The following is a 26901-nucleotide window of genomic DNA, read 5'->3' on the forward strand; positions in this document are numbered from 1 at the left end:
TCGACCTCTCTCTTCAGCAGATCGTGCCTCTGACTCGTGCGTCGGCACGACGAAGACCGGGTCACGGTCCGGGGGGCACCACGCCATCCTAGTGATTCTATGCCGGTGCATGACCGGGCTAGGCTGGCGCGCGTCCAGACCGCATCCCGGGGAGGCTCCGTGATCCTCGGACCCGGCGCCCGAGCGCCCGAGTTCGTCCTGCCCGACCAGTTCGGCGCGCCGCAGCGGCTCGTCGACCGGCTCGGCGTCGCGCCGACCGTGCTCGCGTTCGTGCCGTTCGCGTTCTCGCGCGTGTGCACGGGGGAGCTCCGGGAGCTGGATGCCGCGCGGCCGATGTTCGACGAGGCCGGCGCGCGGCTCTTCGTCGTCTCCGTGGATGCGAAGTACGCGCTGCGCGCCTGGGCGGAGGCCGAGGGCGTGGGCGTGGCGCTCCTGTCGGACTTCTGGCCGCACGGCGCGGTGGCGCGCGCGTACGGCGCCTTCGAGGAGGACGCGGGGTTCGCACGCCGCGCCTCGTTCGCGATCGGCGCCGACGGCGTCATCCGCTCCTCGTTCGCGTCCGAGCCCGGCGAGCCGCGTCCGATGTCGGCCTACCGGGAGGCGCTCGACGCGCTCCGGTGACGCGCGGCGGGGCGGATGCCACGGGCCGCCGACGCTACGATCGAAGTGCCGCCGCGCGCGGCGAGGGCCTTTAGCTCAGTTGGTAGAGCGCCACGCTTACACCGTGGATGTCGTCGGTTCGAGCCCGGCAGGGCCCACCCGGATCGTCCCGACCCCGGGTCAGGCGGGCAGCACCCACTCGTCGTCCGTGATGATCGGGATCACCCGGCCGTCGCCGGCCACCCCGGCGATCGACACCCCGGGACCGCCGACGACGACATCGGTGTGCACGGCGGCCACGCGGTTCACGCCGCTCGTCGCGTCGCCGTCGGGCACGACCATCGGGAAGCCCTGGCCCCAGGCGATGTGCGATCCCGCGTTCTCGTCGTACAGCATGTCGTGGAAGAGCACCCCGGCGCGGCGCACACGGGAACCGCCGTCGACGAGCGCGACCTCGCCGAGCCGGCGGGCGTTCGGATCCGAGTCGAGCTGCGCGATGACCGCGTCCAGCCCGCGCTCCGCGGTCGCATCGACGATGCGACCGCGCTCGAACGTCAGCGTCAGGCCCTCCACGAGCACCCCGCTCGGTAGGAGGAGGAACGGGCGGGTCGTCGCCACGGTGCCGTCGGCGCGCGCCGGATCCGGCGACGTGAAGACCTCCTCGGTCGGGATGTTCGGGCTGAACTCCACGCCGGTCGCGGTGTGCATGGTCGCGGCCATCCAGCGCCACTCCGGGACGAGACCGATCTCGAGGTCGGTGCCCGGGCCCGCATACCGCACGGCCGTGAGGTCGAGCGCCTCGACCGCCGCCGCACGACGGCGGAGGCGTGCGGTGTGCGCCAACCAGTCGGCGACCGGGTCGTCCACGTCGAGTCCGACTGCGGTGCCGACCGCCTGCCAGAGCCGGTCGACATCGGGCTCGCCGTAGACCGCCCGCGCCCAGCCCTCGTTCGGGGCGGCGACGATGCACCACTGGAGTCCGCCCGCCATGAGCGCGGCGCGCTCGCGCGCGGCCAGATCGACGGGGCTCGCGGCGACCACCGCGGCGGCGTCGACGTCGTCCATCAGGTGCGGTTCGGGGTTCCCCGTGATGCGGAGGAACGCCAGGCCGGGCTCCTCCAGCCGCTCGGTCGCGGCGCGATCGCGGGCGGTCCCGGCCGCCATCGCCGGACCCGCGCCGTGCACGATGCCCGATCGGCGCACGTGATCGTCCTGGTACTCGACGTCGACGAACCCCGCGCCCGCGTCGTAGGCCGCCTCGACGATCGCGCGCACGAGTCGGGCATGCTCCACGAGCGCCCGCACCACCAGCGTCTGGCCCGGCTGGAGGTTGAGCCCGCCGCGGACCACGACGTCCGAGTAGCGGGTGAGGAGCTCGGACGTCGCGAGGTCGGTCATGCCGCGGATGGTAACGAGGCCGGGTGCAGGCGGCAACCGCGGACCCGGCCCGCCGCGAGGTTCGGCGTAGGCTGGGGCGCGTGCCAGTCCGCCTCGCCGACGTCCTCTCGACCGTGGAACGCCTGTGGCCACTCTCCGGCGCCGAGGCGTGGGATGCGCCGGGGCTCGTGACGGGCGACCCGGCCCGCGAGGTCTCCCGGGTGCTGCTCACCGTCGACGCGGTCGCGGCGACCGTCGACGAGGCCGTCGACACCGGTGCCGACCTGATCGTGGCGCACCATCCGCTGCTGCTGCGCGGCGTCACCTCGATCGCCGAGGACCGCTACAAGGGCGCGCTGCTCGCGAAGCTCATCCGCGCCGACTGCGCGCTCATCGGGGCGCACACGAACGCCGACGTCGTCGAGACCGGCACCTCCGCGGTGCTGGCCGATCGCCTCGGCCTCGTCGATGCGATCCCCATCGTGCCGAACGCGACGGACGCCGCGCGCGGACTCGGTCGTGTGGGGCGCCTCGCCGAGCCGACGACGCTCGGCCGCCTCGCACGTCGTCTCGCCGAGATCCTCCCGCCCACCGCGACCGGCGTGCGCGTCGCCGGCGGGTTCGACGATCCGGTCGAGACGGTCGCCGTATGCGGCGGCGCCGGCGACTCGCTCCTCGGCCACGAGCTGGTGCGCGCCGCGGACGCCTACGTGACCGCCGACCTGCGGCACCATCCGGCCTCCGAGGCCCGCGAGCAGGCCATGCTCGGCGGCGGCCCTGCGCTCGTCGACGTGTCGCACTGGGCCGGCGAGTGGCTGTGGTTGGATGCCGCCGCGCGCGAGCTGCGCGAGGCGCACCCCGATCTCGAGGTCGCCGTGAGCGACCTCCGCACCGATCCGTGGGACTTCCAGGTCGTGCAGTGACCGCCGCCCGGATCGCCCCGACCCCCGACCCTCCCGCCCCGACCCCGAGGAGCACCACGTGAAGGCCAGCCCCGCCGACCAGGAGCAGCTGCTCCGCCTCCAGGCCATCGACACGCGCCTGCAGCAGATCGCGCACCGGCTGCGCTCGCTGCCGCAGACCGCGGAACTCGCCGCCCTCGGCGAGCGCGACACCGCCGTGCGCGGCCGTCGCGCCGAGGCGATCGGCACGCTCGAGGACGCGCGCACCGAGCTCGGGCGCATCGAGTCCGACGTCGAGGTCGTCGAGAAGCGCATCGCCCGCGACGGGGACCGGCTGACGCACACGTCGTCCCTGAAGGACGTGCAGGCGCTCGAGGCCGAGCTGGTGTCGCTGCGGAAGCGGCTCAGCGACCTCGAGGACGCCGAGCTCGTGGTCATGGAGAAGGTCGAGGAGGCCGAGGGGCGCGTCGCGGAGATCGATCGCGAGCGCGCGGAGCTCGCGGAGTCGGTCGCGTCCGTCGAGGCCGCGCGCGACGAGGCGGCCGGCGGCCTCGGCACCGAGCGGGAGCAGGCCGAGCGGGATCGCGGCGCGATCGCAGCAGCCGTCCCCGGCGAGCTCCTGGGCTTCTACGAGGACCGCCGCGTGCGCGGCGGCGGCATCGGCGCGGCGCTCCTGCGCCAGCGGACGTGCGGCGGCTGCACGATCACGCTGACCGGATCCGACCTCGACGCGGTCCGGCGCGCCGCGGACGACGAGGTCGTGCAGTGCCCCGAGTGCGACCGGATCCTGGTCCGCACGGCCGAGTCCGGCCTCTGATCCGACCGTGCGCTCGACGGACCGCCCCGGCGCGGTAGCCTTGGAGGGCGAGCGGGTCGGCAAGACGGCCGCGTCGTCCGAGCGATCGGGCGCCGAGGAACGTCCGGGCTCCGCAGGGCAGGACGGTGGGTAACGCCCACCCGGGGTGACCCGCGAGACAGTGCCACAGAGAGCAGACCGCCACGGGCTCCGGCCCGGGGTAAGGGTGAAAGGGTGGGGTAAGAGCCCACCAGCGGCCGCGGTGACGCGGTCGGCTCGGTAAACCTCGTCCGGAGCAAGGCCAGACAGGGGACCATGGGGCGGCCCGTCCCGTCCCCGGGTAGGCCGCTGGAGGGCTGCGGCGACGCAGCTCCGAGAGAGATGGCCGTCCAGCCGGTGTCGCGCAAGCGCCCGGTGAACAGAACCCGGCGTATCAGCCGGCCCGCTCGCCTCGTTCGCCGGCTCAGAACTTCGCCGCGAGCGCGGCGGCGCCGAGGATCCCGGCGTTGTTGCGGTGCACCGCGGGCACGATCGGGGTCTTCAGGTCCAGCAGCGGCAGGAAGTGCTCGTGGTGCTTCGACACGCCGCCGCCGACGACGAAGAGGTCCGGGGAGAAGAGGAACTCCACGTGCGAGTAGTAGCGCTGCAGCCGCTTCGCCCAGTGCTCCCATGAGAGCCCCTGGCGCTCCATCACCGAGTACGCCGCGCGCGACTCCGCGTCGTGCCCGTCGATCTCGAGGTGGCCGAGTTCGCTGTTCGGCACCACGACGCCGTCGTAGATGAGCGCCGAGCCGATGCCCGTCCCGAGGGTCGTCAGGATCACCAGGCCGTCCTCGTCGCTCGCGGCGCCGAACTGCGCCTCGGCGTAGCCGGCGGCATCCGCGTCGTTGATGAAGTGGATCTCGCTGCGCAGCTCCTGCTCGAACATGTGCTCGGCGTCGAGGCCGATCCACTCGTCGGAGACGTTCGCGGCCGACAGCGTGCGGCCGTGCTTGACGATCGCCGGGAAGCAGACGCCGAGCGGCAGGGACGTGTGGCCCAGGTCGGCCACCTGGGAGAGCAGTTCGCCCGTCGCCTGCAGGATGTCGGCCGGACGGCCGCCCTCGGGCGTCTTGACCTTGATGCGCTCGGTGACCAGGTCTCCGGTGCCGAGGTCGACGACCGCCCCCTTGATGCCCGTGCCGCCGATGTCGATGCCGATCGCGCGATTGGTCGCCATGGCGCCAGACTACCGCGGCGCCTCAGGCGACGACGTCACGCGAGCGTGAGCACGTCCGCGCCGCGCTCGGTCACGACGAGCGTGTGCTCGAACTGCGCCGTGAGCGACCGGTCGCGGGTGACGACCGTCCAGTCGTCGTCCCAGAGGTCCCACTCGGTCGTGCCGAGCGTGAGCATCGGCTCGATCGTGAACACCATGCCCGGCTCGAGCACGGTCGTCGCGTTCGGGTCGTCGAAGTGGGGGATGACGAGGCCGGTGTGGAATGCCCGTCCGACTCCGTGGCCGGTGTAGTCGCGGACGACGCCGTAGCCGAACCGCTTCGCGTACGACTCGATCGCGCGGCCGATGACGTTCACCTGCCGGCCCGGTGCGACCGCGCGGATGCCGCGGGCGAGCGCCTCGCGCGTGCGCTCGACGAGCAGTCGTGCGTCCTCGCCCGCCTCGCCGACCAGGAGCGTGGCGTTCGTGTCGCCGTGCATGCCGTCGAGGTAGGCCGTGACGTCGAGGTTCACGAGGTCGCCGTCCTCGAGCACGGTGTCGTCGGGGATGCCGTGGCAGATCACCTCGTTGACCGACGTGCACGACGACTTGGGGTAGCCCCGGTAGCCGAGCGTCGACGGATACGCCCCGTGGCCGACGACGAACTCGTGCGCGATCCGGTCGATTTCGTCGGTGGTGATGCCGGGACGGACGGCCTCGGCCGCCGCCTCGATCGCGCCCGCGGCGACGCGGCCTGCGGCCCGGATGCGCTCGACCTCGTCGGGGGTGTACCGATCGCCACCCGTGTTCGGCGACGGCGCCGGCCGCCCGACGTACTCGGGCCGGGCGATCGTCGCGGGGACGGGCCGCGCGGGGGAGCGCCGACCGGGGATCAGGTGGCCGTCAGGGTCCTTGGGCATAGGATCAGCCTATGTCGAGGGACGTCGAGCATCAGTTCTGGTACAACCTCAACACCGGTGAGGTCGAGGAGGGGTTGGTCTCGCCGGCCGTCGAGCGCGTGGGTCCGTTCGAGACGCGCGCCGAGGCCGAGCAGGCGCTGGAGATCCTTCGCGCGAACAGCGCGAAGTGGGCCGAGGAGGACGCCGCAGAGGAGTGATCCGCCGACGGCGGGCTCCGGCGGGCGACCGCCGGTGCCCGCACGATCAGTAGGAGTGCTCGTCGGTCGGGTAGGCGCCGGACGCGACATCCGCCCGCCACGTCTTCGCGGCGTCGCCGAGGACCTCGGCGAGGTTCGCGTACTGCTTGACGAACCGCGGGATGCGGCCGGTCGTGAGGCCGGCCCAGTCGGTCCAGACGAGCAGCTGGCCGTCGCAGTGCGGACCGCCGCCGACCGAGATCGTCGGGATGTCGAGCAGCTCGGTGACCTGCCGCGCCGCGTCGGCGGGCACCATCTCGAGGACGACCGCGAACGCCCCGGCCTCCTGGACGGCCTTCGCGTCGGCGAGCAGCTGCTTCACGCCCTCGCCGCGGCCCTGGATGATGTGGCCGCCGAGGCCGTGCTCGCTCTGCGGCGTGTAGCCGATGTGCGCCATGACCGGGATCCCGGCGCCGACGATGCGGCGGATCTGCTTGTGGCTGCGTTCGCCGCCCTCGAGCTTGACCGCGTGGGCGCCGGCCTCCTTCATGAAGCGGATGGCGGTGTGCAGCGCCTCGTCGGGCCCGTTCTCGTAGGAGCCGAACGGCATGTCGCCGACGACGAACGCCCGCTGCACCGCCCCCGCGACCGCGCGGGTGAGCGGGATGAGCTCGTCGACGGTCACGGGCAGCGTCGTCTCGTACCCGAGCACGTTGTTGCCGGCCGAGTCGCCGACGAGGAGGAAGTCGATGCCGGCCTCGTCGAAGATGCGCGCCGTCAGCTGGTCGTAGCTCGTCAGCCCGGTGATCTTGATGCCGTCGCGCTTGGCGTTCTGGAAGTGCCTCGTGCGGACCCGCTTGGGGCCGCCCGTGGCGGTGGAGGCGCCGCCGTAGGGGTTCTCCGCCTGCGGGGTTTCGGACGCGGACGCCGCGCCGTCGGGTGCGTGGTCGGACATGGCGCCAGTCTGGCACAGCACCGCCGACATCCGGGCCGGACCGGGGGAGCCGACCCAGTACGCTGAGAGCATCGAGGAAGGGTGTGCATGGACAAGCAGCGCGACTTCGTTCTCCGAACCATCGAGGAACGCGGGGTCAAGTTCGTCCGGCTCTGGTTCACCGACGTCGTCGGGACGCTGAAGTCGGTCGCGATCGCGCCCGCAGAGGTCGAGGGAGCGTTCACCGAGGGCATCGGGTTCGACGGGTCGGCGATCGAGGGCCTCAGCCGCACGTTCGAGTCCGACCTGCTGGCGTACCCCGACCCGACGACCTTCCAGACGCTGCCCTGGCGCGGGGACATCGACCCCACGGCGCGGATGTTCTGCGACATCACCACGCCCGACGGCGAGCCCGCCGTCGCCGACCCGAGGAACGTGCTGAAGCGCACGCTGGCGCGCGCCGCCGACGCCGGCTTCACCTTCTACACGCACCCCGAGATCGAGTTCTACCTGCTCAAGTCGAGCAAGTACGGTCCGGAGGGGCCGCAGCCCGTCGACTCCGCGGGCTACTTCGACAACGTGCCCGGCGGCACGGCGCATGACTTCCGGCGCCGCTCGGTCCGCATGCTCGAGGACCTCGGCATCTCGGTCGAGTTCAGCCACCACGAGGCGGGCCCCGGCCAGAACGAGATCGACCTGCGCTACGCCGACGCGCTCACGACCGCGGACAACATCATGACCTTCCGCACCGTCGTGAAGGAGGTGGCGATCGAGCAGGGCGTGTACGCGACGTTCATGCCGAAGCCGTTCTCCGACAAGCCCGGCTCGGGCATGCACACGCACCTCTCGCTCTTCGAGGGCGATGCGAACGCGTTCTACGAGGCCGGATCGCAGTACCAGCTCTCCAAGATCGGCCGGCAGTTCATCGCGGGGCTGCTGCGCCACGCGAACGAGATCTCCGCGGTGACGAACCAGTTCGTCAACTCCTACAAGCGTCTGTGGGGCGGCGACGAGGCGCCGAGCTTCATCTGCTGGGGGCACAACAACCGGTCGGCACTCGTGCGGGTGCCGCTGTACAAGCCCAACAAGGGGCAGAGCGCCCGCGTCGAGTACCGCGCCATCGACTCAGCGGCGAACCCCTACCTCGCCTTCTCACTCCTCCTGGCGGCCGGCCTGAAGGGCATCGAGGAGGGCTACGAGCTCCCGACCGAGGCCGAGGACGACGTGTGGGCGCTGACCGACAGCGAGCGCCGCGCGCTCGGCTACCGGCCGCTCCCGGCGAGCCTCGACCACGCCATCGAGTACATGGAGACCTCCGAGCTCGTCGCCGACACGCTGGGGGAGCACGTCTTCAACTACGTGCTCGCCAACAAGCGTTCGGAGTGGCGGGACTACCGCACCCAGGTGACGCCCTTCGAGCTGCAGCGCAACCTCGAGATCCTCTGACGATCGGCACCGGATGACGCGGCAGGCTGCGACACTCGGGGCGCTCGCGCGCGCCGGATTCGACGACCTCGAGCTCGCCGCGACCCGGTCGTCCGAGCTGGCCGAGGCCACCGGCGTCGAGGCCGAGGACCTCGTCCGGGTGCTCGGTGCGGCGGCGGATCCCGACCAGGCGCTCGACGAGCTGCTCCGCCTGCACGAGCGCACGCCCGACGCGATCGAGGCGCTGCTGCGCGACGCCGCTGCGGCGGACCGGACGGTCCGGCTGCTCGGCGCATCGCGCGGCTTCGCCGAGTTCTTCCTCCGCAACCCCGACGAGCTGGCGCTGCTGCACGAGGAGCCGTCGCGGCCGCCGACCGCCGCGGCCGCCGCGGCCGAGCTCGTCGGGGTGGTCGACGCGCTCGACGAACCCGTCGCGACGCGCGCCGAGGTCGGCGCCCGGGCGCTGCGCGTCCGCTACCGCCGCCTGCTCGCCGGCGTCGCCGTCTGGGACCTCACCCGCGACGACGCCGTCGCAGCCCTCGACGTGGTGGCGGCGGGCCTCGCCGACCTCGCCGGGGCGGCGCTCGAGGCCGCGCTGGAGCTGGCGCGACGCGTCGTCGGTCGCGCCGAGGGCGAGCCCGCCGGGCCCGGACGGTTCCCGGCGGAGCAGGTCGACGGCACCCGACTCGCGGTCATCGGCATGGGCAAGGCGGGGGCCCGGGAGCTCAACTACGTCAGCGACGTCGACGTCATCTTCGTGGGCGGAACGGCCGATGAGGAGCAGGTGTCCACCGCGCGGGCGCTCGACGTGGCGACCCGACTCGCCATGACGATGATGCGGGTGATCGGCGAGCCCGGGATCGAACCGCCGCTGTGGGAGGTGGACCCGAACCTTCGCCCCGAGGGCAAGGACGGCGCCCTCGTGCGCACCCTCGAGTCGCACCTGCAGTACTACGAGCGCTGGGCCAAGAGCTGGGAGTTCCAGGCGCTGCTGAAGGCCCGGCTGATGGCGGGCGACCGCGACCTCGGCGCGCGGTACGCGGCCGGCGTCGCTCCGAAGGTGTGGTCCAGCTCCTCCCGCGACGGCTTCGTCGACTCCGTGCAGCGGATGCGCGAGCGGGTCACCGAGCACATCCCCGCCGACGAGGTCGCGGTGCAGTTGAAGCTGGGCCCCGGCGGCCTCCGCGACATCGAGTTCACGGTGCAGCTGCTGCAGCTCGTGCACGGCGCGAACGACGAGTCCATCCACCAGGCCGGGACCCTGCCGGCGCTGGCCGCCCTCGCGGAGCACGGGTACGTCGGTCGTGAGGAGTCGGCGGAGTTCTCGCGCGACTACCGCGTGCTCCGCGTGCTCGAGCACCGGCTCCAGCTCTCGCGACTCCGGCGCACGCACCTCATGCCGCAGGACGACGCGGCCCGCCGCGTCCTCGGGCGCGCATCGGGGCTCGGCCGTTCGGCCCGCGAGTTGACGGACACATGGCAGGCCACCCGTCGGCGCGTGAGAGGACTCCACGAGCGCCTCTTCTACCGGCCCCTCCTCTCGGCGGTCGCCGCCCTGCCCGCCGACGGCCTCGAACTCACGAGCGAGCAGGCAGAGGCCCGCCTGGCCGCCATCGGCTTCCACGACCCCCGCGGCGCGCTCGCGCACATCGCCGCGCTGACGGCCGGCGTCTCGCGCCGTGCGACCATCCAACGGCACCTCATGCCCGTGCTCATCTCGTGGTTCGCCGACGGCGTCGACCCGGACTACGGCCTGCTCGCCTTCCGGCGGATCAGCGACGCCCTCGGCACCACGCACTGGTACCTCCGCCTGCTCCGAGACTCGTCGGACGCCGCCCTCCGGCTCACGCGCGTGCTCTCCGGCTCGCGCTTCGCCGGCGAGCTGCTCGAGCGCATCCCCGAGGCGGTGGCCTGGCTCGAGGACGAGGACGAGCTCCGCCCGCGCCCGCTCGCCGCGCTCCGCGAGGAGGGCGATGCCGTGCTCGCCCGGCACGGCGAGCTCGACGCCGCGGCGAAGGTGCTCCGTGCGATGCGCCGCCGCGAGGTGCTCCGGCTCGCGCTCGCGGCGCTGCTCGACGTCTGCACGATCGAGGAGCTCGGGCACGGGCTCAGCGACCTCGTGGAGGCCCACCTCGAGAGCCTCGTCCGCGCGATCCGGCGCGACGACGACGGCATCGAGTTCGCCGTCATCGGCATGGGCCGCTTCGGCGGCCGAGAGCTCGGCATCGGCTCCGACACGGACATCCTCTACGTGTACCGTGCGACGACCGCGGAACCGGATGCCGCGCACACGCGCGCCCTCAAGATCGTCTCGGAGCTGGTCCGCGTCAGCGAGGACGCCAGACTGCCCTTCGAGCTGGACGCCGGACTCCGCCCGGAGGGCCGCAACGGCGTGGTGGCCCGGTCCCTCGACGCGTACCGCGCCTACTACGCGCGCTGGTCGCTGACGTGGGAGGCGCAGGCCCTGCTGCGAGCGCGCGGCGTCGCGGGCGACCGCGCCCTCATCGACGACTTCACCGAGCTCGCCGACACCGTGCGGTACCCGGACGGCATCGCCCCGCAGGAGGTCCGCGAGGTCAAGCGCATCAAGGCGCGCGTGGAGAACGAGCGGCTGCCGCAGGGCGCCGATCCGACCCGGCACCTGAAGCTCGGCCGGGGGTCGCTCAGCGACGTGGAGTGGTTCGTGCAGCTCATCCAGCTGCAGCACGCGGCATCCGTCCCCGCCCTCCGGACCACGTCGACGCTGGACGCGCTGTCGGCCTCGGTGGCGGCCGACCTGATCGCGGCGCGCGACGCGGAGACGCTGCGGGCTGCGTGGGTGTTCGCGTCGCGAGCGCGCTCGGCGCTCACGCTCTGGCTCGACAAGACGACCGACGTGCTCCCGGTGGAGCGGACGCAGCTCGAGGGCGTCGCACGGATCATGGGCTATCCGCCCGGGTCGGCGACGGCGCTCGAGCACGACTACCTGGCCGTGACCCGTCGCGCGCGCGCCGTCTTCGAGGACGGCTTCTACGGCGCCCAGCCGCGACGCGAGCCGACCATCGGATAGCCGGGCCGCCCCGAGCCCGGCGCGCGCATCGCGCAGTCGCGACCCCCCCACACGACACGAGGGCCCGTGCCATGCGGCACGGGCCCTCGCGCTCTCCGGGGGGACTGGGGAGAGAGCCTAGACGCCGTAGTACAGCTCGTACTCGAACGGGTGCGGGCGCTGGGCCAGGGGCTTCAGCTCCTTCTCGCGCTTGTAGTCGATCCAGGTCTCGATGAGCTCCGGCGTGAACACGCCGCCCTCGAGGAGGAAGTCGTGGTCGGCCTCGAGTGCGTCGAGCACGGCGTCGAGCGTCGCGGGCACCTGCGGGATGGCCTTGGCCTCCTCGACGGGGAGCTCGTAGAGGTCCTTGTCGACGGGCTCGTGCGGCTCGATGCGGTTCTTGATGCCGTCGATGCCGGCCATGAGCTGCGCGGCGAACGCGAGGTACGGGTTGCCCGACGAGTCCGGCGCGCGGAACTCGATGCGCTTGGCCTTCGGGTTGGTGCCCGTGATCGGGATGCGGATCGCCGCCGACCGGTTGCCCGCCGAGTAGACGAGGTTGACGGGCGCCTCGAAGCCGGGGACGAGGCGGTGGTAGGAGTTCACCGTCGGGTTGGTGAAGGCGAGGATCGACGGCGCGTGCTTGAGGATGCCGCCGATGTACCAGCGCGCGACGTCCGACAGGCCGCCGTAGCCGGCCTCGTCGTAGAAGAGGGGCTTGCCCTCGTTCCAGAGCGACTGGTGGGTGTGCATGCCCGAGCCGTTGTCGCCGAACAGGGGCTTCGGCATGAACGTGGCCGTCTTGCCCCACTCGAGCGCCGTGTTCTTGACGATGTACTTGAACTTCAGGATGTCGTCCGCGGCGGAGACCATCGTGTCGAACTTGTAGTTGATCTCGCCCTGGCCGGCGGTGCCGACCTCGTGGTGCGAGCGCTCGACCTCGAGGCCGGACTCGATGAGCTTCACCACGATGTCGTCGCGCAGGTCGGCGTGCTGGTCGACCGGCGAGACGGGGAAGTAGCCGCCCTTGTACGCCGTCTTGTTCGCGAGGTTGCCGCCCTCCTCGACGCGACCCGAGTTCCACGCGCCCTCGCTCGAGTCCACCGAGTAGAAGCTCGAGTTCTGCTTCACCTCGTAGCGCACGTCGTCGAAGATGTAGAACTCGGCCTCGGGCGCGAAGAAGGCCGTGTCGGCGATGCCGGTCGAGGCGAGGTACTTCTCGGCCTTCTTGGCGACCTGACGGGGGTCCTTCGCGTAGATCTCGCCGTTGCGCGGGTTGTAGATGTCGAAGACCATGACCAGCGTGCGCTCGGCGCGGAACGGGTCGACGTAGGCGGTCGACACGTCCGGGATCAGCTGCATGTCCGACTCGTGGATCGACGCGAAGCCGCGGATCGACGAACCGTCGAAGAGCTGGCCGACCGTGAAGAAGTCCTCGTCGACGGTCGAGGCCGGGATGTTGAAGTGCTGCTGCACACCCGGGAGGTCGGTGAAGCGGATGTCGAGGAACTTGACGTCCGTCTCCTTGATGAACTTGAGGACTTCGGAAGAATCACTGAACATGTGACGGTGCTCCAAGGGCAGATAGAGGGCGAGGACGCAGTCGTTCGACCGGTCCCGACGCTATCCGCCCGGGATTTCCCTGCCATGACGCAAATGTTTCGACCGTGTTACACGCGTCCCGATCGGTAGACTCGTCCGGTGCCCGACCCTGCAGCGACTCCCGGTGACATCCCGCCGAGCATCTACCCCGGCGAACGGCTCGGCCTCCCGGAGGAGGGTCCGGGCTCCGTCGGCCGGGTCGGCCGTCGCGTCGTCGCCCTGCTCATCGACTGGGCGATCGCCAACGTGATCGCGCTCCTCGTCGGCCCGTACGCCTCGACGGCGCAGTCGTGGGCGACGCTCGGCATCTTCGCGCTCATGCAGGTGCTGTTCATCCCCACCATCGGCGGCAGCGTCGGCCATCGGCTGCTCGGCATGCGGGTCGTCCCCGTCCGAGGCGGGTGGGTCGGCCCGTGGCGCCCGATCGTGCGCACGCTGCTCCTGGTCGTCGTCGTGCCCGCGCTGGTCTGGGATTCCGACCAGCGGGGCTTCCACGACAAGGTGGCGGGCACGGTCCTGATCCGCGCCTGACCTGCCGCAGACGACTGCGGCATCCGCTCACTGGGAACGGATGCCGCAGGCAGGACGAGGACGTCAGCGCATGCGACCGCGCTGCGGGCGCACGCGCATCGGGTCGATGCCCTTGGGGATGGGCAGCGGCGCCTGCAGCGAGTTGAGGCGGTTGGTCACGGCGAGCACCTCCGGCTTGGTCAGCGAGCGCTTCGTCTTGCGCAGCGTCGCCGCGAGTCGGTGCAGCTCGACCGAGCCCTCCTCGTGGCCGACCGAGATGGTCGAGACGGGCACGTTCGGCAGCACTCGCTCCACCTTGCGCTTCTCGTCGGTGAGCATGCGATCGGTCCGCGAACGAGGTCCCTCGCTGATCAGCACGACCCCGCCGCGGCCCACGGCGCGATAGACGGCGTCCTGCGTCTTGCCGTTCACGGCCACCGGCATCTCGTTGCCGGTCCAGCTGCCGCGCAGGCCGCTCTTGAGCACCGCGCCCACGGCGCCCGGCTGGCCGTCGATCTGCGAGTACGCGGCCCGTTCGGCGCGACGACCGAGGATGACGAGTGCGATCAGCAGGCCCGCGAGCACGCCGGCGATGATCCACAGCGCGATCGTGAAGCCGTTGCCTCCGCTCAGCCACAGTGCGAGGCCGAGGCCGACCACGACGGGAAGCAGGAAGCCGAGGAGCATGAGCCACTGGGCGCTGGAGTCGTAGCGGCGGGTCATCTGGAAGACCTGCCACATCTGCTTCATGCGGCCGGGCTCCTTCGCGGGCTTGGGGGAGGACCCGGCGTCCTTGGTGCGTGCCATGCCTCAAGGATACCGGCGGCGGGCCCGACCTCCGACCGTCCTGAGGACGGTCGGAGGGGTCGGGCCCTCGTCGTCAGCCGACCGCCTGTGCGAAGCCGAGCGAGGCGTCGGCGAGGTGGCCGAGCTCCTCGGGCACCTCGCGGCCCTTGGCGCGCATCGACTGCGCCCACAGCCGCCCTGCCCGGTACGACGACCGGACGAGCGGGCCGGCGAGCACGCCGAGGAAGCCGATCTCCTCGGCCTCGTCCTTCAACTCCACGAACTCCTCGGGGCGCACCCACCGGGCGACCGGCAGGTGACGCGGACTCGGTCGGAGGTACTGCGTGATCGTGATGATGTCGGTGCCCGCGTCATGGAGGTCGCGCAGGGCCTGCGAGATCTCCTCGCGCTCCTCGCCCATGCCGAGGATCAGGTTCGACTTCGTGATCAGGCCCGCGTCGCGACCCTGCGTGATCACGTCCAGCGATCGCTCGTAGCGGAAGGCCGGCCGGATGCGCTTGAAGATCCGCGGCACCGTCTCGACGTTGTGCGCGAAGACCTCCGGCTGCGCGGAGAAGACCTCGCCGAGCAGCGCGGGGTTCCCCGAGAAGTCGGGAACCAGGATCTCGACCCCGGTCCCGGGCGACTGCGCGTGGATCTGCCGGATCGTCTCGGCGTACAGCCAGGCACCCTCGTCGGGGAGGTCGTCGCGTGCGACGCCGGTGACCGTCGAGTAGCGCAGCTGCATGCGGACGACCGACTCGGCGACGCGACGCGGTTCGTCCACGTCGTAGTCGGCCGGCTTTCCCGTGTCGATCTGGCAGAAGTCGCACCGGCGCGTGCACTGCGACCCGCCGATCAGGAAGGTCGCCTCGCGATCCTCCCAGCACTCGTAGATGTTCGGGCAGCCCGCCTCCTGGCAGACCGTGTGCAGCTCCTCAGTCTTCACGAGCTGCTGGAGCTGCCGGTACTCGGGACCCATCCGTGCACGGGTCTTGATCCACTCGGGCTTGCGTTCGATCGGGGTCTGGGCGTTCCGGACCTCGAGCCGCAGCATCCGGCGCCCGCCGGGATCCGCGCTCATGCGGGCACCGCCGCGAACTCGGCGTCGAGTCGGGCCCGCACCGGTCCGGCGACGTCGGCGGGGGTCACCGTGCGGCCGAGGACGCGCGACATCGTCGTGACGCCCGCGTCGCGGATGCCGCAGGCGACGATCTTCGCGTACGGCTCGAGGGAGTTCGAGCAGTTCAGCGCGAAGCCGTGCATCGTGACGCCCTCGGCGACGCGGATGCCGATCGCGGCGATCTTCTCCGTCGCGCCGTCGCGCGCGATCCAGACGCCGGAGCGACCGTCGACGCGGACGCCGTCGATGCCGAATCCCGCGAGGACGTCGATGAGGACGCCCTCGAGCCGCCGGACGTAGCCGACCACGTCGATCGGCTCGACGAGGCGCAGGATCGGATAGCCCACGAGTTGGCCCGGACCGTGCCAGGTGATCTTCCCGCCGCGGTCGACGTCGATGACGGGGGTGCCGTCGGTCGGACGTTCATCGGGGGAGGTCCGCTTGCCGGCGGTGTACACCGGCTCGTGTTCGAGGAGGATGACGGTGTCCGGTCGCTGACCGGAGACCACCGCCTGATGGACGGCGCGCTGGAGGGAGAGGCCCTCGTCGTACGGCACGGAGTTGGCGCTTAGCCCCGTGTCGACATAGTCGAGCATGTCCCCAGTCTAGGCGTCGTCCCGTCCTCCACCGCGCCCGGACCTCGGCGCTCGACCCCCGCCGGCCGCGGATCGCAGCGCGGCCGCGTGGCGGGACCGGCATCGTCGACGGCATGACCCGCCGCGTCGCCCGCCACGCCCACGACGATCCGCCACCCCGGCGAGACGCGCCCGCGCCGTCGGGAGCCGTGCTGGCCGGGTACCGGCTCGTGCGGCGGCTTGCGACCGGCGACCGTGCCGACCTCCACCTCGCCGTCGTCGACGAGCCCCGGACCGGAGGCGCGGAGGCCCCCGCAGCCCCGCCGTCGCTCGTGGTCGTTCGGGTGTACGGCACGGATGCGGATGCGACGGCGATCGCGGTCGAGATCGACGCCATGGAGCGCGACGCCACCGGCACCACCCCGACGCTCGTCGACGTCGCGAGGCTGCCCGACGGTCGGGTGTGCGTCGTGGTCGAGCGCGTCGGGACCCACTCCCTCGGTGGCATCCTCGACGCCGGGCCGATCTCGGCCGGACAGGCCGTGACCGCGCTCGCGCCCGTGGTCGTCGCGGTCCGCGAGCTGTCGCGGGCGGGATTCGCGCACACCCGTCTCTCGCCGGCGGACGTGCTGGTCGATGCGACCGGGCGCCCCAGGCTCGTCGGGCTCGGCGCCCTCGAGCGGGTCGGAGCGGAGACGCCGATGGCGGAACGGCGCGACCGCAGCCGCCGAGCCCACGCCGCGCTGCTCGACCTGGTGACCGTCGTGGCGTCCGCGACCGGCGCGGCCTCGCGGTTCGCGCCCGTCGTGGAGCTCGTGCGCGAGCCGCTCGAGCGCCGTCCGTTCGCTCCGGACCACGTCGCGATCGAACGTGCGCTGTTCGCGGTCGCCGACCCGACACCGCTGCTGCCGGCGCCGCTGGTGCCCCACGTCGACTCCGTGCCGTCGCGGGTCGGCGGTCGGCCCGACCGCGAGCGCGTCGTACCGTCGGTCCCCGCCGCGTCGGCCGTGCCGTCCGGGCGGGACCTCGGCCGCACACTGGCGGAGCTCGCGCAGGTGCCCGGGGAACTCGTCGACCGGCTGGGGGAGACCGCGGACTCGGGCCCGACGGCGGCAGTGCGCCGGCGAGCGGCGGCCTGGGCGGGCCGCAGGCGCCCGGTGCTCGCCGTCGGGACGCTCGTCGGGGCGGCGGTGCTCGTCATGCTGCTCACCGCGGTGCCGCCGAGCGGACGTGCCGAACCGGACGGGAGCGCCGCGCCCGCGCCGTCCAGCTCGGCGCCGCCGGCGACGGGCCCGTGGTCGGGAGGCGACGAGCCCGCGACCGAGTCGGCACCGACCGGCGCGTCGACCGACCCGGAGCGGGCGGCAGCTGATCCCGAGGCGCCGGCCGCGGTCGCCGCCATGCTCCTGGAGATCCGCGCCGGCTGTCTCGCCGCCCGCGATGTCGCCTGCATCGGCGCCTACGCCCAGGACGGTTCACCGCTCGCCGTCCGCGATCGCGCGGCGATGGACTCGGACGCCGCGCCGGAGGAGCCGATCGTCGGGCTCGACGGGATCACGGTCGCGGGCGAGCTCGGGGATGCCGTCGTCCTCGCCGTGCCGACGGCGGCCGGACGCGAACCGGCCTCGCTCCTCATGATGCGGAGCGAGGCCGGTTGGCGACTGCGCGAGTGGTTCGACTAGACGCCGAGGTCGCCCTCGAAGTCGCCCTCCTCGAGTCGGGCCTTCACGGCCGTCAGGAAGCGCGCGGCGTCGGCGCCGTCGATGATGCGGTGGTCGTACGACAGTGCGAGGTAGACCATCGACCGGATCGCGATCGCGTCGGAGCCGTCCTCGGAGACGATGACCGGGCGCTTCACGACCACGCCCGTGCCGAGGATCGCCGTCTGCGGCAGGAACACGACCGGGGTGTCGAACAGCGCGCCGCGCGAGCCGGTGTTCGTCAGCGTGAAGGTGCCGCCGGCGAGCTCGTCGGGCTTGAGCTGGTTGTTGCGCGTGCGCTCGGCCAGGTCCGCGATCTGCTTCGCCAGCCCGGCGATGTCGAGCTCGCCCGCGTCGCGCACGACCGGCGTGAGGAGGCCGCGCTCGGTGTCGACCGCAATGCTGAGGTTCTCACGCTCCGGGTAGACGATCGAGTCGCCGTCCACCGTCGAGTTGACGATGGGGTAGGCGCGGAGCGCCTCGACCGCCGCGAGGGCGAAGAACGGCAGGAACGAGAGCTTCGTCCCCGTCTTCTCGTGGAACGAGCCCTTGACGCGGTCGCGGAGGCGGGCGACCCGCGTGACGTCGACCTCGACCACCGAGGTGAGCTGGGCGGTCGACTGCATCGACACCACGGCGCGCTCGGCGACGACCTTGCGCAGTCGCGTCATCGGCTGGGTGGTGCCGCGCAGCGGCGAGGTCTCGAGCGGCTGGCGCTCGGCCTTCGCAGCGGGCGCCCCAGGGGCGGCCGAACCGGCCGACAGCACGTCCTGCTTGCGGATCCGGCCACCGACTCCGGTGCCCTGGACGCTCGCGAGGTCGACGCCCTGCTCGTTGGCGAGCTTGCGGACGATCGGCGTGACGTAGCCGGACGTGCCGGCGTGCGCGCCACCCTGCTGCGGCGCCTCCTGCGGGGCCGGCGCCTGCTGGGCGGGCGCCTGCTGGGGCGCCGGAGCCTGCGGGGCCGGCTGCTGCGCCGGAGCCTGCTGCGCCGGAGCCTGCTGGGGTGCCGGAGCCTGCGGTGCGGGAGCGGCGGGCGCCTCCTGCTGGGCCGGCGCCTGCTGGGCCGGCGCCTGCTGGGCCGGTGCCTCCTGCGGAGCAGGAGCGGGTGCGGCCGGCGCCTCCTGCTGGGCGGGTGCCTGCTGCGCGGGCGCCTCCTGCGGGGCGGGGGCCTGAGCCTGCTCCGCCGGCGCCTCCTCCTGTGCCGGGGCCGGCGCCGCCTCGGCCTGCGGTGCCTCGGCGGGCGCCCCGCCGCCGGAGCCGTCGCCGATGGTCACGAGCGCGGTGCCGACCTCGACGGTCTCGTCCTCCTGGACGAGGATCTCCTCGATCACGCCCGCGACGGGCGAGGGGATCTCGGTGTCGACCTTGTCGGTCGAAACTTCGAGCAGCGGCTCGTCGACCTCGACCCGGTCGCCCACGTTCTTCAGCCAGCGGGTGACCGTGCCCTCGGTGACACTCTCGCCGAGTGCCGGGAGGCTGACGGATTCGCTCATTCGCTTGTCTCCTTCACAGCGTGTGACGCGTTCTAGCTTATTGCAGTCGTATTTCGGCGCGACGGGGTCAGAGCGCGTGCAGCGGCTTGCCGGCGAGCTTCAGGAACGCCTCGCCGAGCGCCTCGTTCTGCGTCGGGTGCGCGTGGATCAGGGGCGCGATGTCCTCGGGGTACGCCTCCCAGTTCACCGCGAGCTGCGCCTCGCCGATCAGCTCGCCCACGCGGGCGCCGATCATGTGCACGCCGACCACGGGGCCGTCGTTGACGCGGACGACCTTGATCGAGCCGCTGGTCTCGAGGATGTGGCTCTTGCCGTTGCCCGCGAGGTTGTACTCGTACGACGACACCTGGTCGGCGCCGAACTTCTCGGCCGCGCGCGCCTCGGTGTAGCCGATCGAGGCGACCTCGGGCTCGCAGTAGGTGACCTTGGGGATGTTGACGTCCTCGACGACGATCGGGGACAGGCCCGCGATCTCCTCGGCGACGAAGATGCCCTGCTGGAAGCCGCGGTGCGCGAGCTGCAGGCCGGGGACGATGTCGCCGACCGCGTACACGCCGGGCACGCTCGTCTCGAGGCGGTCGTTCGTGATCACGAAGCCGCGGTCGACCGTGACGCCCGCCTCCTCGTAGCCGAGGTTCGCGGTGACGGGGCCGCGGCCGACGGCCACGAGCAGCAGCTCGGCCTCGACCGTGTCGCCGTTCTCGAGCGTCACGACGACGCCGTCGTCGTGCTGCGTGACGCCCTGGAACCGCACGCCGAGCTTGTAGTCGATGCCGCGCTTGCGGAACGCGCGCTCGAGCTGCTTCGAGATCGACTCCTCCTCGTTGGGGACGAGGTGGGGGAGGGCCTCGATGACGGTGACCTCGGAGCCGAACGACCGCCACACGCTCGCGAACTCCACGCCGATGACGCCGCCGCCGAGGATCGCGACCTTCTTGGGGACGAAGTCGAGCTCGAGCGCCTGCTCGCTCGTGATCACGCGGCCGGCGATGTCGAGGCCGGGCAGCGAGCGCGAGTACGAGCCGGTGGCGAGCACCACGTTCTTACCGACGAGGCGCTGGTCGCCCACGACGACCGTCTTCGGGCCCTCGAGGCGGCCCTCGCCCTCGACGACGGTGATGCCGCGCGCCTTGATGAGGCCCTGGAGGCCCTTGAACTTGCTGGAGACGATGCCCTCGCGGTAGCGCGTCACGGCCGCGACGTCGATGCCCTCGAACGACGACCGGACGCCGAACTTCTCCGACTCGCGCGAGCTGTCGGCCACCTCGGCGGCGTGCAGCAGCGCCTTCGTCGGGATGCAGCCCCGGTGCAGGCACGTGCCGCCGAGCTTGTCCTTCTCGACGAGGGCCACGCTGAGGCCGAGCTGGACGGCGCGCAGCGCCGCTGCGTACCCTCCGCTGCCGCCTCCGAGGATGACGAGGTCAAAGTTCTGCTCGGACAAACGGAATCTCCCTTGCGCATCGGATCTGCGGCGCGAGTCACCCGGTTTCGTGGCCGGGGAACGTCTGGGGCGAGGAACGCCCCAGACGACTGTACTACCTGGCGGAGGACCGCTCGCCCAGCGCGATGAGCGTCCGCACGGCCGCGCCCGTGCCACCGGTGCCGGTGAATCCCCACGCCGCCGCCGAGTTGAACGACGGGCCCGCGATGTCGAGGTGGGCCCACGGGATGCGGGGGGCCTCGTCGCCGTCGCGTCGACCGACGAACTGCTGCAGGAAGACCCCGGCGAGCAGCATGCCCGGTACCACCGTCCCGAGCTTGGTGTTGGCGAGGTCGGCGACGTCCGACTTCAGCAGGGGGAGCAGGTCGTCGGGCAGCGGCATCGGCCAGGTCGGCTCGCCTGCGGCGTCCGCCGCGCCGCGGATGCGCGCGACCAGGTCGTCCTCGCCCATGAGCCCGGTGATCCGGTTGCCGAGCGCGACGACCTGGGCGCCGGTGAGCGTCGCGACGTCGATGATCGCGTCGGGCTGATCCTCGCTCGCGGCGGCGAGGGCGTCGGCCATCACGAGACGTCCCTCGGCATCCGTGTTCAGGACCTCGACCGTGGTGCCGCCCTTCATGCGGATGACGTCGTTCGGTCGCGCGGCCGTACCCGAGGGCATGTTCTCGGCCAGGCACAGCCAGCCGGTCACCCGCACGGGGACCGCGAGCTCGGCGAGGGCGACGATCGCGGAGAGCACGGCGGCGGCGCCCGCCATGTCGGACTTCATCCCGACCATCGACGCCCCGGGCTTCAGCGAGAGGCCGCCGGAGTCGAAGGTGATGCCCTTGCCGACGAGGGCGAGGTGGGCGGACGCCTCGGCGGGCGCATAGTCGAGCCGGACCAGGCGCGGGGGACGCGAGGAGCCGCCGCCGACCGCGAGGATCCCGTTGAAGCCGCCCTCCGCGAGCGCGGCCTCGTCGTACACCCGGACCTCGACGCCCGCGGCGCCGGCCGCGTCGGCGGCGAGCTCCGCCATCACGGCCGGCGGCAGGTCGTTCGGGGCCGCGTTCACGAGGTCCTTGGTGCGCGCGACCGCCGCGACCACGCGGCGCACGCGATCGAGCCGGACCTCGTCGGCCGAGTGCGCGGTGTGGAGCGTGATCGCCGTCGGGCCGGTCGGGCCCTCGCGGTACTCGGTGTACGTGTAGGCCCCGAGGCCCGCGCCCTCGAGCAGCGCCTCGGCGAGCGGGGCATCGAGCCCGCCCGCGGCGACGGCGACCGCCTCGGCGGAGGCGAGGGCGCGCAGCGCGGCCCCGCCGGCCAGCCGCAGCCCCGCGGCATCCGCCGTCTCGCCCACGCCGGTCGCGACGACGAGCCGGCCGCCCTCGCCGGGCGCGACGAGCCGGGTGACCTCGTCCGCGGAGCCCTTCGCACCGAGCAGGGCGAGCGCTGCGGGAACCCAGTCGAACCCGTCGGGCGCGAGGAGCTCGGGGCCGTCGGCGGTGCGCCGCACGGGGAGGACGAGGGCGTCGGCGCCGGACTCGGCGGCGGGGGAGTCGGACAGGTCGATCGTGGGAACGGACATGCGATCGATGCTAGGTGTTCGCTCTGGGCATGTCCGCCACCTCCGCGCGCCGGCGGGGGCCCGCCGACCCCTCGGTACCCTTGACGTATGCGCGATCCCCGCTCCCTGTACGAGCTCAACGCCGATGTCGAGGTGCCTTCCGGGCTGCCCCTCGTCGCCGGGCTGACGGGGTTCGCCGACGCCGGCTCGGCCGTCGCGCAGACGACGGAGTACCTGCTGGGCACCCTCGACACCGAGGTCGTGGCGACGTTCGACGCCGACGAGCTGCTCGACTACCGGGCGCGCCGTCCGATCATCCTCTTCGACGCCGACCACCTGACGGACTACCGTCCGCCTCGCCTGTCGCTCGACCTCGCGCGCGACGAACTCGGCCAGCCGTTCCTGCTGCTGACCGGGTACGAGCCCGACTTCCAGTGGGAGCGGTTCGGCGCCGCCGTGCTCGGGTTGATCGAGCGCTTCGAGGTCGGTTCGACCACGTGGATCAACTCCATCCCGATGCCCGTGCCCCACACACGGCCGATCGGCGTGACGGTGAGCGGCAACCGCGGCGACCTCATCGAGGCGATGTCGGTGTGGCGGCCGACGACGCAGGTGCCGGCGAACGCGCTGCACCTCGTCGAGTACCGCCTGCAGGAGCTCGGGCACCCGACGACCGGGTTCGTGCTGCTGGTGCCGCACTACCTCTCCGACGCGGAGTTCCCGTCGGCGGCCGTGGCGGCGCTCGAGGCGGTGAGCGCCTCGACCGGCCGGATCTTCCCCACCGACGCGCTCCGCGAGCAGGGACGGGAGTTCCTCGGCAGGATCGACGAGCAGGTCGCCGAGAACGGGGAGCTCGCGAAGCTCGTCCGCACGCTCGAGGAGCGGCACGACGACTACATGGAGGGGACCTCCCTCCGCTCGCCCCTGACCGACGAGGACGGGGAACTGCCCTCCGCCGACGAGATCGCCGCGGAACTCGAGAAGTTCCTCGCCAGGCGGCGCCACGCCGACGGCGAAGGAGCCTGATCAGGCTCGGGTTCCCGGGAATTCCGGCGCACTGCACGGCGTTGTAGGAGGCGATGGGTCGAACGCGTCCCGATCCCGTGGCGTGGCGGGTCGGCCGACGTGAGATCCCTGTATAATAGGGGGCAGGACCCGGTCTGGTCCGCCGAGCGATTCACGTCGCCACACCCAGCGGACTTGACATGGGTCCTCATCGTGTCCGAAATCACGTCAGGCGCGACGCGGCAGCCCGACCGCACGCCCGGCGACGGGCACGGCCGCGCGACGGTGAGGAAGAGGTTCAGAACACATGCCAGCCAAGACCACCCCGGCGGCGACCGACGAGTCGACCGAGGCGCCCCGCGCCACCGGAACGGCGACGAAGCGCGCCACGACGTCGAAGTCGGCGTCGACCAAGACCACGTCCGCGAAGGCGGGCACCAAGACCACCGCGAAGTCCACCGCGTCCAAGGGCGCGGGCAAGGGCGCGACGACCGCCTCGAAGACGCCCCGCGCCTCGACGGCGAAGGGCGGCAAGGCGAAGTCCGCGAAGTCGAAGGCCGCGTCCGCCGAGGACGAGGAGCTCGACGACGACGCCGAGGTCGAGGACGCCGACCTCGAGACGAGCGACGCCGAGGCGTCGGAGTCCGCCGAGGACGAGTCCGGCGACGAGGAGGCCAAGCCCGCGAAGGCCGAGCCGCACCCCACCGGTGCGATCGTGCTGCGCGCCTCCGACGACGAGGACGAGCTCCCCGTCTACTCGACGACGATCACGGGCGCCACGGCCGACCCGGTCAAGGACTACCTGAAGCAGATCGGCAAGGTCGCGCTCCTGAACGCGGCCGAGGAGGTCGAGCTCGCGATGCGCATCGAGGCGGGCCTCTTCGCCGAGGAGATGCTGTCGCAGATGAGCGACCAGGAGCGGCGCAGCCAGTACGGCCGCGAGCTCCAGTGGGTCGCCCGCGACGGCCAGCGCGCGAAGAGCCACCTGCTGGGCGCCAACCTGCGCCTCGTGGTGTCGCTCGCCAAGCGCTACACGGGCCGCGGCATGCAGTTCCTGGACCTGATCCAGGAGGGCAACCTCGGTCTCATCCGCGCGGTCGAGAAGTTCGACTACACCAAGGGCTTCAAGTTCTCGACCTATGCGACCTGGTGGATCCGTCAGGCCATCACGCGCGCGATGGCCGACCAGGCCCGCACCATCCGCATCCCGGTGCACATGGTCGAGGTCATCAACAAGCTCGCCCGCGTCCAGCGCCAGATGCTGCAGGACCTGGGTCGTGAGCCCACGCCCGAGGAGCTGTCGAAGGAACTCGACATGACCCCCGAGAAGGTCATCGAGGTCCAGAAGTACGGCCGCGAGCCGATCTCGCTGCACACCCCGCTGGGCGAGGACGGCGACAGCGAGTTCGGCGACCTCATCGAGGACACCGAGGCGGTCGTCCCGGCCGACGCGGTCGGCTTCACGATGCTGCAGAAGCAGCTGGAGTCGCTGCTCGACTCGCTGAGCGAGCGCGAGGCCGGCGTCATCCGCATGCGCTTCGGTCTCGGCGACGGCATGCCGAAGACCCTCGACCAGATCGGCGACACCTTCGGCGTGACGCGCGAGCGGATCCGCCAGATCGAGTCCAAGACGATGGCGAAGCTGCGCCACCCGTCCCGGTCCCAGTCGCTGCGCGACTACCTCGAGTAGGCCGCACGTGAAGTACGCGCCGGCGATCCTCGTCGGCCGGCTCACCAGGATCGCCGCTCGGCTGCGCAAGCCGGGCGGCGGTTCCGCGGTGCCCGGCCTGGTCGTGAACACGATCGCCCCCGGCTACCTCCGCACCACCCTCTCCGGCTTCCCGCAGGGGCTCGTCGTCGTCTCCGGGTCGAGCGGCAAGTCGACCACGACGAAGATGCTCGTGTCGATCCTCCGCGCGCACGGCGAGCGGGTCTTCACGAACCCGTCGACCGCCAACATCAGCCAGGGCCTCACGTCGGCGCTCCTCGAGCAGGCCGACTGGCGTGGGCGCGTGCCGGGCGACGTCGCCGTCCTCGAGATGGACGAGGGCCACGGCGCCCGCGTGATGGAGGGCGTCGACGCGAGGGTCGTGACGCTCACGAACGTCATGGTCGACCAGATCGACCGCTTCCACGACTCCGAGATGGTCGCCGGCATGCTCGGCCGGATCGCGGCGCGCGCCCACGGCGCCGTCGTCGTGAACGCCGACGACGGGTACCTCGCACGGCTCGCCGCCGACGTGGCCGACGGCGTGGAGGTGCGCCGGTTCGGCGTCTCGGCCGAGGTGCTGGCGACCGCCCCCCGCGGGCTCGGCCACACCGAGACGACGCCGGAGCGGCTCGACCGCGGCGACGGCATCGTCGTCGCCTCCGTCGACGGTGCCTCGGCCGTGCTCGCCGACGGCGCGACGGACGTCGCCGTCGGACTGCCGGCCCGCGGCATCCACTACGCGGTGGACGCGGCGGCCGCCTACGCGACGGCGAGCGCCGTGCTCGGCGAGCGATTCGACGCGGAGCTCGCGGCTCGGGCGCTCAGCTCGATCCCCGCGGTCTTCGGGCGCGGCGAGCGCGTCACGGTGCGCGGCCAGGAGGTCGACTTCGTACTCGTGCAGAACCCCGCGAGCTACCAGCTCAACGTCGACAGCATCCCGAGCGGCACCGAGCAGGTGCTGTTCGCGATCGGCTCGGACGTGCGCGACCCGTCCTACTTCTGGCCGACGGATGCCTCGTCGCTCGGCCGCGTCGCGGTCGTCAGCGGGTCCAAGGCCGACGAGGCGGCGCTCATGCTCGCCTACGACGGCGTCGAGATCGACCGGGTCGAGCACGACCTCGGCCGGGCGCTCGACGACTTCCTCGCGGCGCCGCCGCCCACGGCCGGGGTCAAGACGATCGTCTTCTCGGCCGACGCCATGCGCCGCACGCGCGCCCACCTCGGACTGACGGGAGCGGAATGAGCCTCACGATCGTCTCCCTGCTGCCGTCGCTGCAGAACACGAACGGCGACGCGGAGAACGCGGCGGTCCTGGCCGCCCGGGCCCGCTGGGCGGGACTCGACGCCCGCGTCGTGGCCGTCGAATCGGCGGCCGACCTGCCCGAGCGCGTGGACGCCGTGGTGCTCGGCTCGGGGAGCGACGCGTCGCTCGACCGCAGTCGCGCCGCGCTCCTCGGGATGCACCACGAGCTCCGTCGCTGGGGCACCGAGGGCGTGCCGATCCTCGCCGTCGGCACGGGTTGGGAGCTGCTCGGCTGGGGCATCGAGCTCGCCGACGGCGGCACGATCGAGGGGCTCGGGCTCGTCGCCGGGCGCGCGGTGCCGCGCGACGGCCGCGTCGCGGGCGACCTCGTCGTGAACGCCTCGGGCGGGCTCGGCCTGCTGGTCGGCTTCGAGAACCATGCCCGTGACTACGTCGGCGCCGAGGGCTCGCCCATCGGCCGCGTACAGGCGGGTTCGGGCAACGGCCGCGGGTCCGGGCAGGAAGGCGTCCGGATGGGCGACGTGCTCGGCACGCACCTGCACGGACCGGTGCTGGCGAAGAACCCGCGCCTGGCCGACGCGATCCTCGCTCGCATGTGCGAGCGCGCGGGCCTCGACTACGTCCCGGGGGAGCGGACCGCCGTCGTCGACGGGTACGCCGAGGCGGCCCGCGCCGCACAGCTGCGTGCAGCGGGCGTCGCGGCATCCGCCACCGCCTGACGCCCCCGCAGCCACACACGACGAACGCCCCCGGAATGCTCCGGGGGCGTTCTCGTCGTCGTGAGAC

General features: G+C 72.4%; 23 protein-coding genes, 1 tRNA gene and 1 other RNA gene. 14 read left to right on the forward strand and 11 right to left on the reverse strand.

Annotated features, from left to right (window positions below; genetic code table 11):
• Positions 1 to 159: 159 nt before the first annotated feature.
• Positions 160 to 621 carry a peroxiredoxin gene (locus tag ABD230_RS01025; protein WP_344368820.1) on the forward strand — a complete coding sequence of 154 codons (462 nt, stop codon included), beginning with the start codon at positions 160 to 162 and terminating at the stop codon, positions 619 to 621.
• Between the two features lie 64 nt (positions 622 to 685).
• Positions 686 to 758, forward strand: a tRNA-Val gene (locus ABD230_RS01030).
• A gap of 22 nt (positions 759 to 780) precedes the next feature.
• On the opposite strand, the gene ABD230_RS01035 is transcribed toward ABD230_RS01030, so the two are convergent.
• Entirely contained in the window at positions 781 to 1998 is a 1218-nt protein-coding gene (locus ABD230_RS01035) for an aminopeptidase (protein WP_344368822.1), read from the reverse strand.
• 80 nt (positions 1999 to 2078) lie between these two features.
• On the opposite strand from ABD230_RS01035, the gene ABD230_RS01040 reads away from it, so the two are divergent.
• The 3 genes from ABD230_RS01040 (at position 2079) to rnpB (ending at position 4124) form a co-directional block, all read left to right on the forward strand.
• The gene (locus ABD230_RS01040) at positions 2079 to 2900 is read left to right on the forward strand and encodes a Nif3-like dinuclear metal center hexameric protein (protein WP_344368823.1); all 822 of its coding nucleotides are present in this window, start codon (positions 2079 to 2081) and stop codon (positions 2898 to 2900) included.
• A gap of 58 nt (positions 2901 to 2958) precedes the next feature.
• The gene (locus ABD230_RS01045; RefSeq protein ID WP_344368825.1) at positions 2959 to 3696 is read left to right on the forward strand and encodes a zinc ribbon domain-containing protein; all 738 of its coding nucleotides are present in this window, start codon (positions 2959 to 2961) and stop codon (positions 3694 to 3696) included.
• 52 nt (positions 3697 to 3748) lie between these two features.
• Positions 3749 to 4124: RNase P RNA component class A (rnpB, locus tag ABD230_RS01050), an RNA gene on the forward strand.
• Between the two features lie 14 nt (positions 4125 to 4138).
• Here the strand turns inward: rnpB and ppgK are convergent.
• Together ppgK and map are read right to left on the reverse strand one after the other, a co-directional pair.
• Complete coding sequence (gene ppgK, locus ABD230_RS01055) at positions 4139 to 4894, reverse strand: polyphosphate--glucose phosphotransferase (RefSeq protein WP_344368826.1); 756 nt, start codon at positions 4892 to 4894, stop codon at positions 4139 to 4141.
• A gap of 35 nt (positions 4895 to 4929) precedes the next feature.
• On the reverse strand, positions 4930 to 5793 hold the full coding sequence (gene map / locus ABD230_RS01060) for a type I methionyl aminopeptidase (protein WP_344368828.1): 864 nt from the start codon (positions 5791 to 5793) through the stop codon (positions 4930 to 4932).
• Between the two features lie 11 nt (positions 5794 to 5804).
• Here map and ABD230_RS01065 point away from each other — a divergent pair, with 11 nt between their 5' ends.
• A complete protein-coding gene (locus tag ABD230_RS01065) occupies positions 5805 to 5990 on the forward strand; it encodes an SPOR domain-containing protein (protein ID WP_344368829.1) in 186 nt (61 codons plus the stop codon).
• 46 nt (positions 5991 to 6036) lie between these two features.
• Here the strand turns inward: ABD230_RS01065 and panB are convergent, their stop codons facing one another.
• Positions 6037 to 6924, reverse strand: coding sequence for a 3-methyl-2-oxobutanoate hydroxymethyltransferase (gene panB / locus ABD230_RS01070; protein ID WP_344368830.1), 888 nt, complete (start codon positions 6922 to 6924; stop codon positions 6037 to 6039).
• A gap of 87 nt (positions 6925 to 7011) precedes the next feature.
• Here panB and ABD230_RS01075 point away from each other — a divergent pair, with 87 nt between their 5' ends.
• Positions 7012 to 8349: a glutamine synthetase family protein gene (locus ABD230_RS01075; RefSeq protein ID WP_344368831.1), complete on the forward strand. Its 1338-nt coding sequence runs from the start codon at positions 7012 to 7014 to the stop codon at positions 8347 to 8349.
• Between the two features lie 13 nt (positions 8350 to 8362).
• A complete protein-coding gene (locus ABD230_RS01080) occupies positions 8363 to 11377 on the forward strand; it encodes a bifunctional [glutamine synthetase] adenylyltransferase/[glutamine synthetase]-adenylyl-L-tyrosine phosphorylase (protein ID WP_344368833.1) in 3015 nt (1004 codons plus the stop codon).
• A gap of 117 nt (positions 11378 to 11494) precedes the next feature.
• Here the strand turns inward: ABD230_RS01080 and glnA are convergent, their stop codons facing one another.
• Positions 11495 to 12919 carry a type I glutamate--ammonia ligase gene (gene glnA / locus ABD230_RS01085; protein ID WP_344368834.1) on the reverse strand — a complete coding sequence of 475 codons (1425 nt, stop codon included), beginning with the start codon at positions 12917 to 12919 and terminating at the stop codon, positions 11495 to 11497.
• A 138-nt stretch (positions 12920 to 13057) separates the two neighbouring features.
• Here glnA and ABD230_RS01090 point away from each other — a divergent pair, with 138 nt between their 5' ends.
• Entirely contained in the window at positions 13058 to 13489 is a 432-nt protein-coding gene (locus ABD230_RS01090; RefSeq protein WP_344368836.1) for an RDD family protein, read from the forward strand.
• A 63-nt stretch (positions 13490 to 13552) separates the two neighbouring features.
• Here the strand turns inward: ABD230_RS01090 and ABD230_RS01095 are convergent, their stop codons facing one another.
• From ABD230_RS01095 to lipB, 3 genes are all read right to left on the reverse strand, one after another.
• Complete coding sequence (locus tag ABD230_RS01095) at positions 13553 to 14275, reverse strand: DUF4191 domain-containing protein (protein WP_344368837.1); 723 nt, start codon at positions 14273 to 14275, stop codon at positions 13553 to 13555.
• A gap of 73 nt (positions 14276 to 14348) precedes the next feature.
• Positions 14349 to 15338 carry a lipoyl synthase gene (lipA, locus tag ABD230_RS01100; protein WP_344368839.1) on the reverse strand — a complete coding sequence of 330 codons (990 nt, stop codon included), beginning with the start codon at positions 15336 to 15338 and terminating at the stop codon, positions 14349 to 14351.
• Complete coding sequence (lipB, locus tag ABD230_RS01105) at positions 15335 to 15973, reverse strand: lipoyl(octanoyl) transferase LipB (protein ID WP_344368840.1); 639 nt, start codon at positions 15971 to 15973, stop codon at positions 15335 to 15337. Before lipB ends, lipA begins: the two co-directional genes overlap by 4 nt.
• A 113-nt stretch (positions 15974 to 16086) precedes the next feature.
• Between lipB and ABD230_RS01110 the strand changes: the two genes are divergently transcribed.
• Positions 16087 to 17634, forward strand: a complete 1548-nt coding sequence (locus ABD230_RS01110; protein WP_344368841.1) for a hypothetical protein — start codon at positions 16087 to 16089, stop codon at positions 17632 to 17634.
• Here the strand turns inward: ABD230_RS01110 and sucB are convergent.
• From sucB to ABD230_RS01125, 3 genes are all read right to left on the reverse strand, one after another.
• Complete coding sequence (sucB, locus tag ABD230_RS01115; protein ID WP_344368842.1) at positions 17631 to 19148, reverse strand: 2-oxoglutarate dehydrogenase, E2 component, dihydrolipoamide succinyltransferase; 1518 nt, start codon at positions 19146 to 19148, stop codon at positions 17631 to 17633. The genes ABD230_RS01110 and sucB overlap by 4 nt on opposite strands.
• Before the next feature lie 67 nt (positions 19149 to 19215).
• Complete coding sequence (gene lpdA, locus ABD230_RS01120; protein WP_344368843.1) at positions 19216 to 20589, reverse strand: dihydrolipoyl dehydrogenase; 1374 nt, start codon at positions 20587 to 20589, stop codon at positions 19216 to 19218.
• Positions 20590 to 20683: 94 nt separating this feature from the next.
• The gene (locus ABD230_RS01125) at positions 20684 to 22156 is read right to left on the reverse strand and encodes a leucyl aminopeptidase (protein ID WP_344368844.1); all 1473 of its coding nucleotides are present in this window, start codon (positions 22154 to 22156) and stop codon (positions 20684 to 20686) included.
• A gap of 87 nt (positions 22157 to 22243) precedes the next feature.
• On the opposite strand from ABD230_RS01125, the gene ABD230_RS01130 reads away from it, so the two are divergent.
• The 4 genes from ABD230_RS01130 (at position 22244) to ABD230_RS01145 (ending at position 26834) form a co-directional block, all read left to right on the forward strand.
• Entirely contained in the window at positions 22244 to 23161 is a 918-nt protein-coding gene (locus ABD230_RS01130) for a proteasome assembly chaperone family protein (RefSeq protein ID WP_344368845.1), read from the forward strand.
• A 286-nt stretch (positions 23162 to 23447) separates the two neighbouring features.
• Complete coding sequence (locus tag ABD230_RS01135) at positions 23448 to 24830, forward strand: RNA polymerase sigma factor (protein ID WP_344368846.1); 1383 nt, start codon at positions 23448 to 23450, stop codon at positions 24828 to 24830.
• A gap of 7 nt (positions 24831 to 24837) precedes the next feature.
• Positions 24838 to 26094: a Mur ligase family protein gene (locus tag ABD230_RS01140; protein ID WP_344368847.1), complete on the forward strand. Its 1257-nt coding sequence runs from the start codon at positions 24838 to 24840 to the stop codon at positions 26092 to 26094.
• Complete coding sequence (locus ABD230_RS01145) at positions 26091 to 26834, forward strand: type 1 glutamine amidotransferase (RefSeq protein WP_344368848.1); 744 nt, start codon at positions 26091 to 26093, stop codon at positions 26832 to 26834. Before ABD230_RS01140 ends, ABD230_RS01145 begins: the two co-directional genes overlap by 4 nt.
• The last annotated feature ends 67 nt before the right edge of the window (positions 26835 to 26901 follow it).

The sequence above is a fragment of the Agromyces tropicus genome, assembly GCF_039531345.1.
Lineage (GTDB): Bacteria > Actinomycetota > Actinomycetes > Actinomycetales > Microbacteriaceae > Agromyces > Agromyces tropicus.

Excerpts from the sequence above, each read along its gene's own strand:
- ABD230_RS01035 (WP_344368822.1), bottom strand. The coding sequence starts at position 1,998 with ATGACCGACCTCGCGACGTCCGAGCTCCTCACCCGCTACTCGGACGTC.
- ppgK (WP_344368826.1), bottom strand. The coding sequence starts at position 4,894 with ATGGCGACCAATCGCGCGATCGGCATCGACATCGGCGGCACGGGCATC.
- map (WP_344368828.1), bottom strand. The coding sequence starts at position 5,793 with ATGCCCAAGGACCCTGACGGCCACCTGATCCCCGGTCGGCGCTCCCCC.
- ABD230_RS01065 (WP_344368829.1), top strand. The coding sequence starts at position 5,805 with ATGTCGAGGGACGTCGAGCATCAGTTCTGGTACAACCTCAACACCGGT.
- panB (WP_344368830.1), bottom strand. The coding sequence starts at position 6,924 with ATGTCCGACCACGCACCCGACGGCGCGGCGTCCGCGTCCGAAACCCCG.
- ABD230_RS01075 (WP_344368831.1), top strand. The coding sequence starts at position 7,012 with ATGGACAAGCAGCGCGACTTCGTTCTCCGAACCATCGAGGAACGCGGG.
- ABD230_RS01080 (WP_344368833.1), top strand. The coding sequence starts at position 8,363 with ATGACGCGGCAGGCTGCGACACTCGGGGCGCTCGCGCGCGCCGGATTC.
- glnA (WP_344368834.1), bottom strand. The coding sequence starts at position 12,919 with ATGTTCAGTGATTCTTCCGAAGTCCTCAAGTTCATCAAGGAGACGGAC.
- ABD230_RS01095 (WP_344368837.1), bottom strand. The coding sequence starts at position 14,275 with ATGGCACGCACCAAGGACGCCGGGTCCTCCCCCAAGCCCGCGAAGGAG.
- lipA (WP_344368839.1), bottom strand. The coding sequence starts at position 15,338 with ATGAGCGCGGATCCCGGCGGGCGCCGGATGCTGCGGCTCGAGGTCCGG.
- lipB (WP_344368840.1), bottom strand. The coding sequence starts at position 15,973 with ATGCTCGACTATGTCGACACGGGGCTAAGCGCCAACTCCGTGCCGTAC.
- ABD230_RS01110 (WP_344368841.1), top strand. The coding sequence starts at position 16,087 with ATGACCCGCCGCGTCGCCCGCCACGCCCACGACGATCCGCCACCCCGG.
- sucB (WP_344368842.1), bottom strand. The coding sequence starts at position 19,148 with ATGAGCGAATCCGTCAGCCTCCCGGCACTCGGCGAGAGTGTCACCGAG.
- ABD230_RS01125 (WP_344368844.1), bottom strand. The coding sequence starts at position 22,156 with ATGTCCGTTCCCACGATCGACCTGTCCGACTCCCCCGCCGCCGAGTCC.
- ABD230_RS01130 (WP_344368845.1), top strand. The coding sequence starts at position 22,244 with ATGCGCGATCCCCGCTCCCTGTACGAGCTCAACGCCGATGTCGAGGTG.
- ABD230_RS01135 (WP_344368846.1), top strand. The coding sequence starts at position 23,448 with ATGCCAGCCAAGACCACCCCGGCGGCGACCGACGAGTCGACCGAGGCG.
- ABD230_RS01145 (WP_344368848.1), top strand. The coding sequence starts at position 26,091 with ATGAGCCTCACGATCGTCTCCCTGCTGCCGTCGCTGCAGAACACGAAC.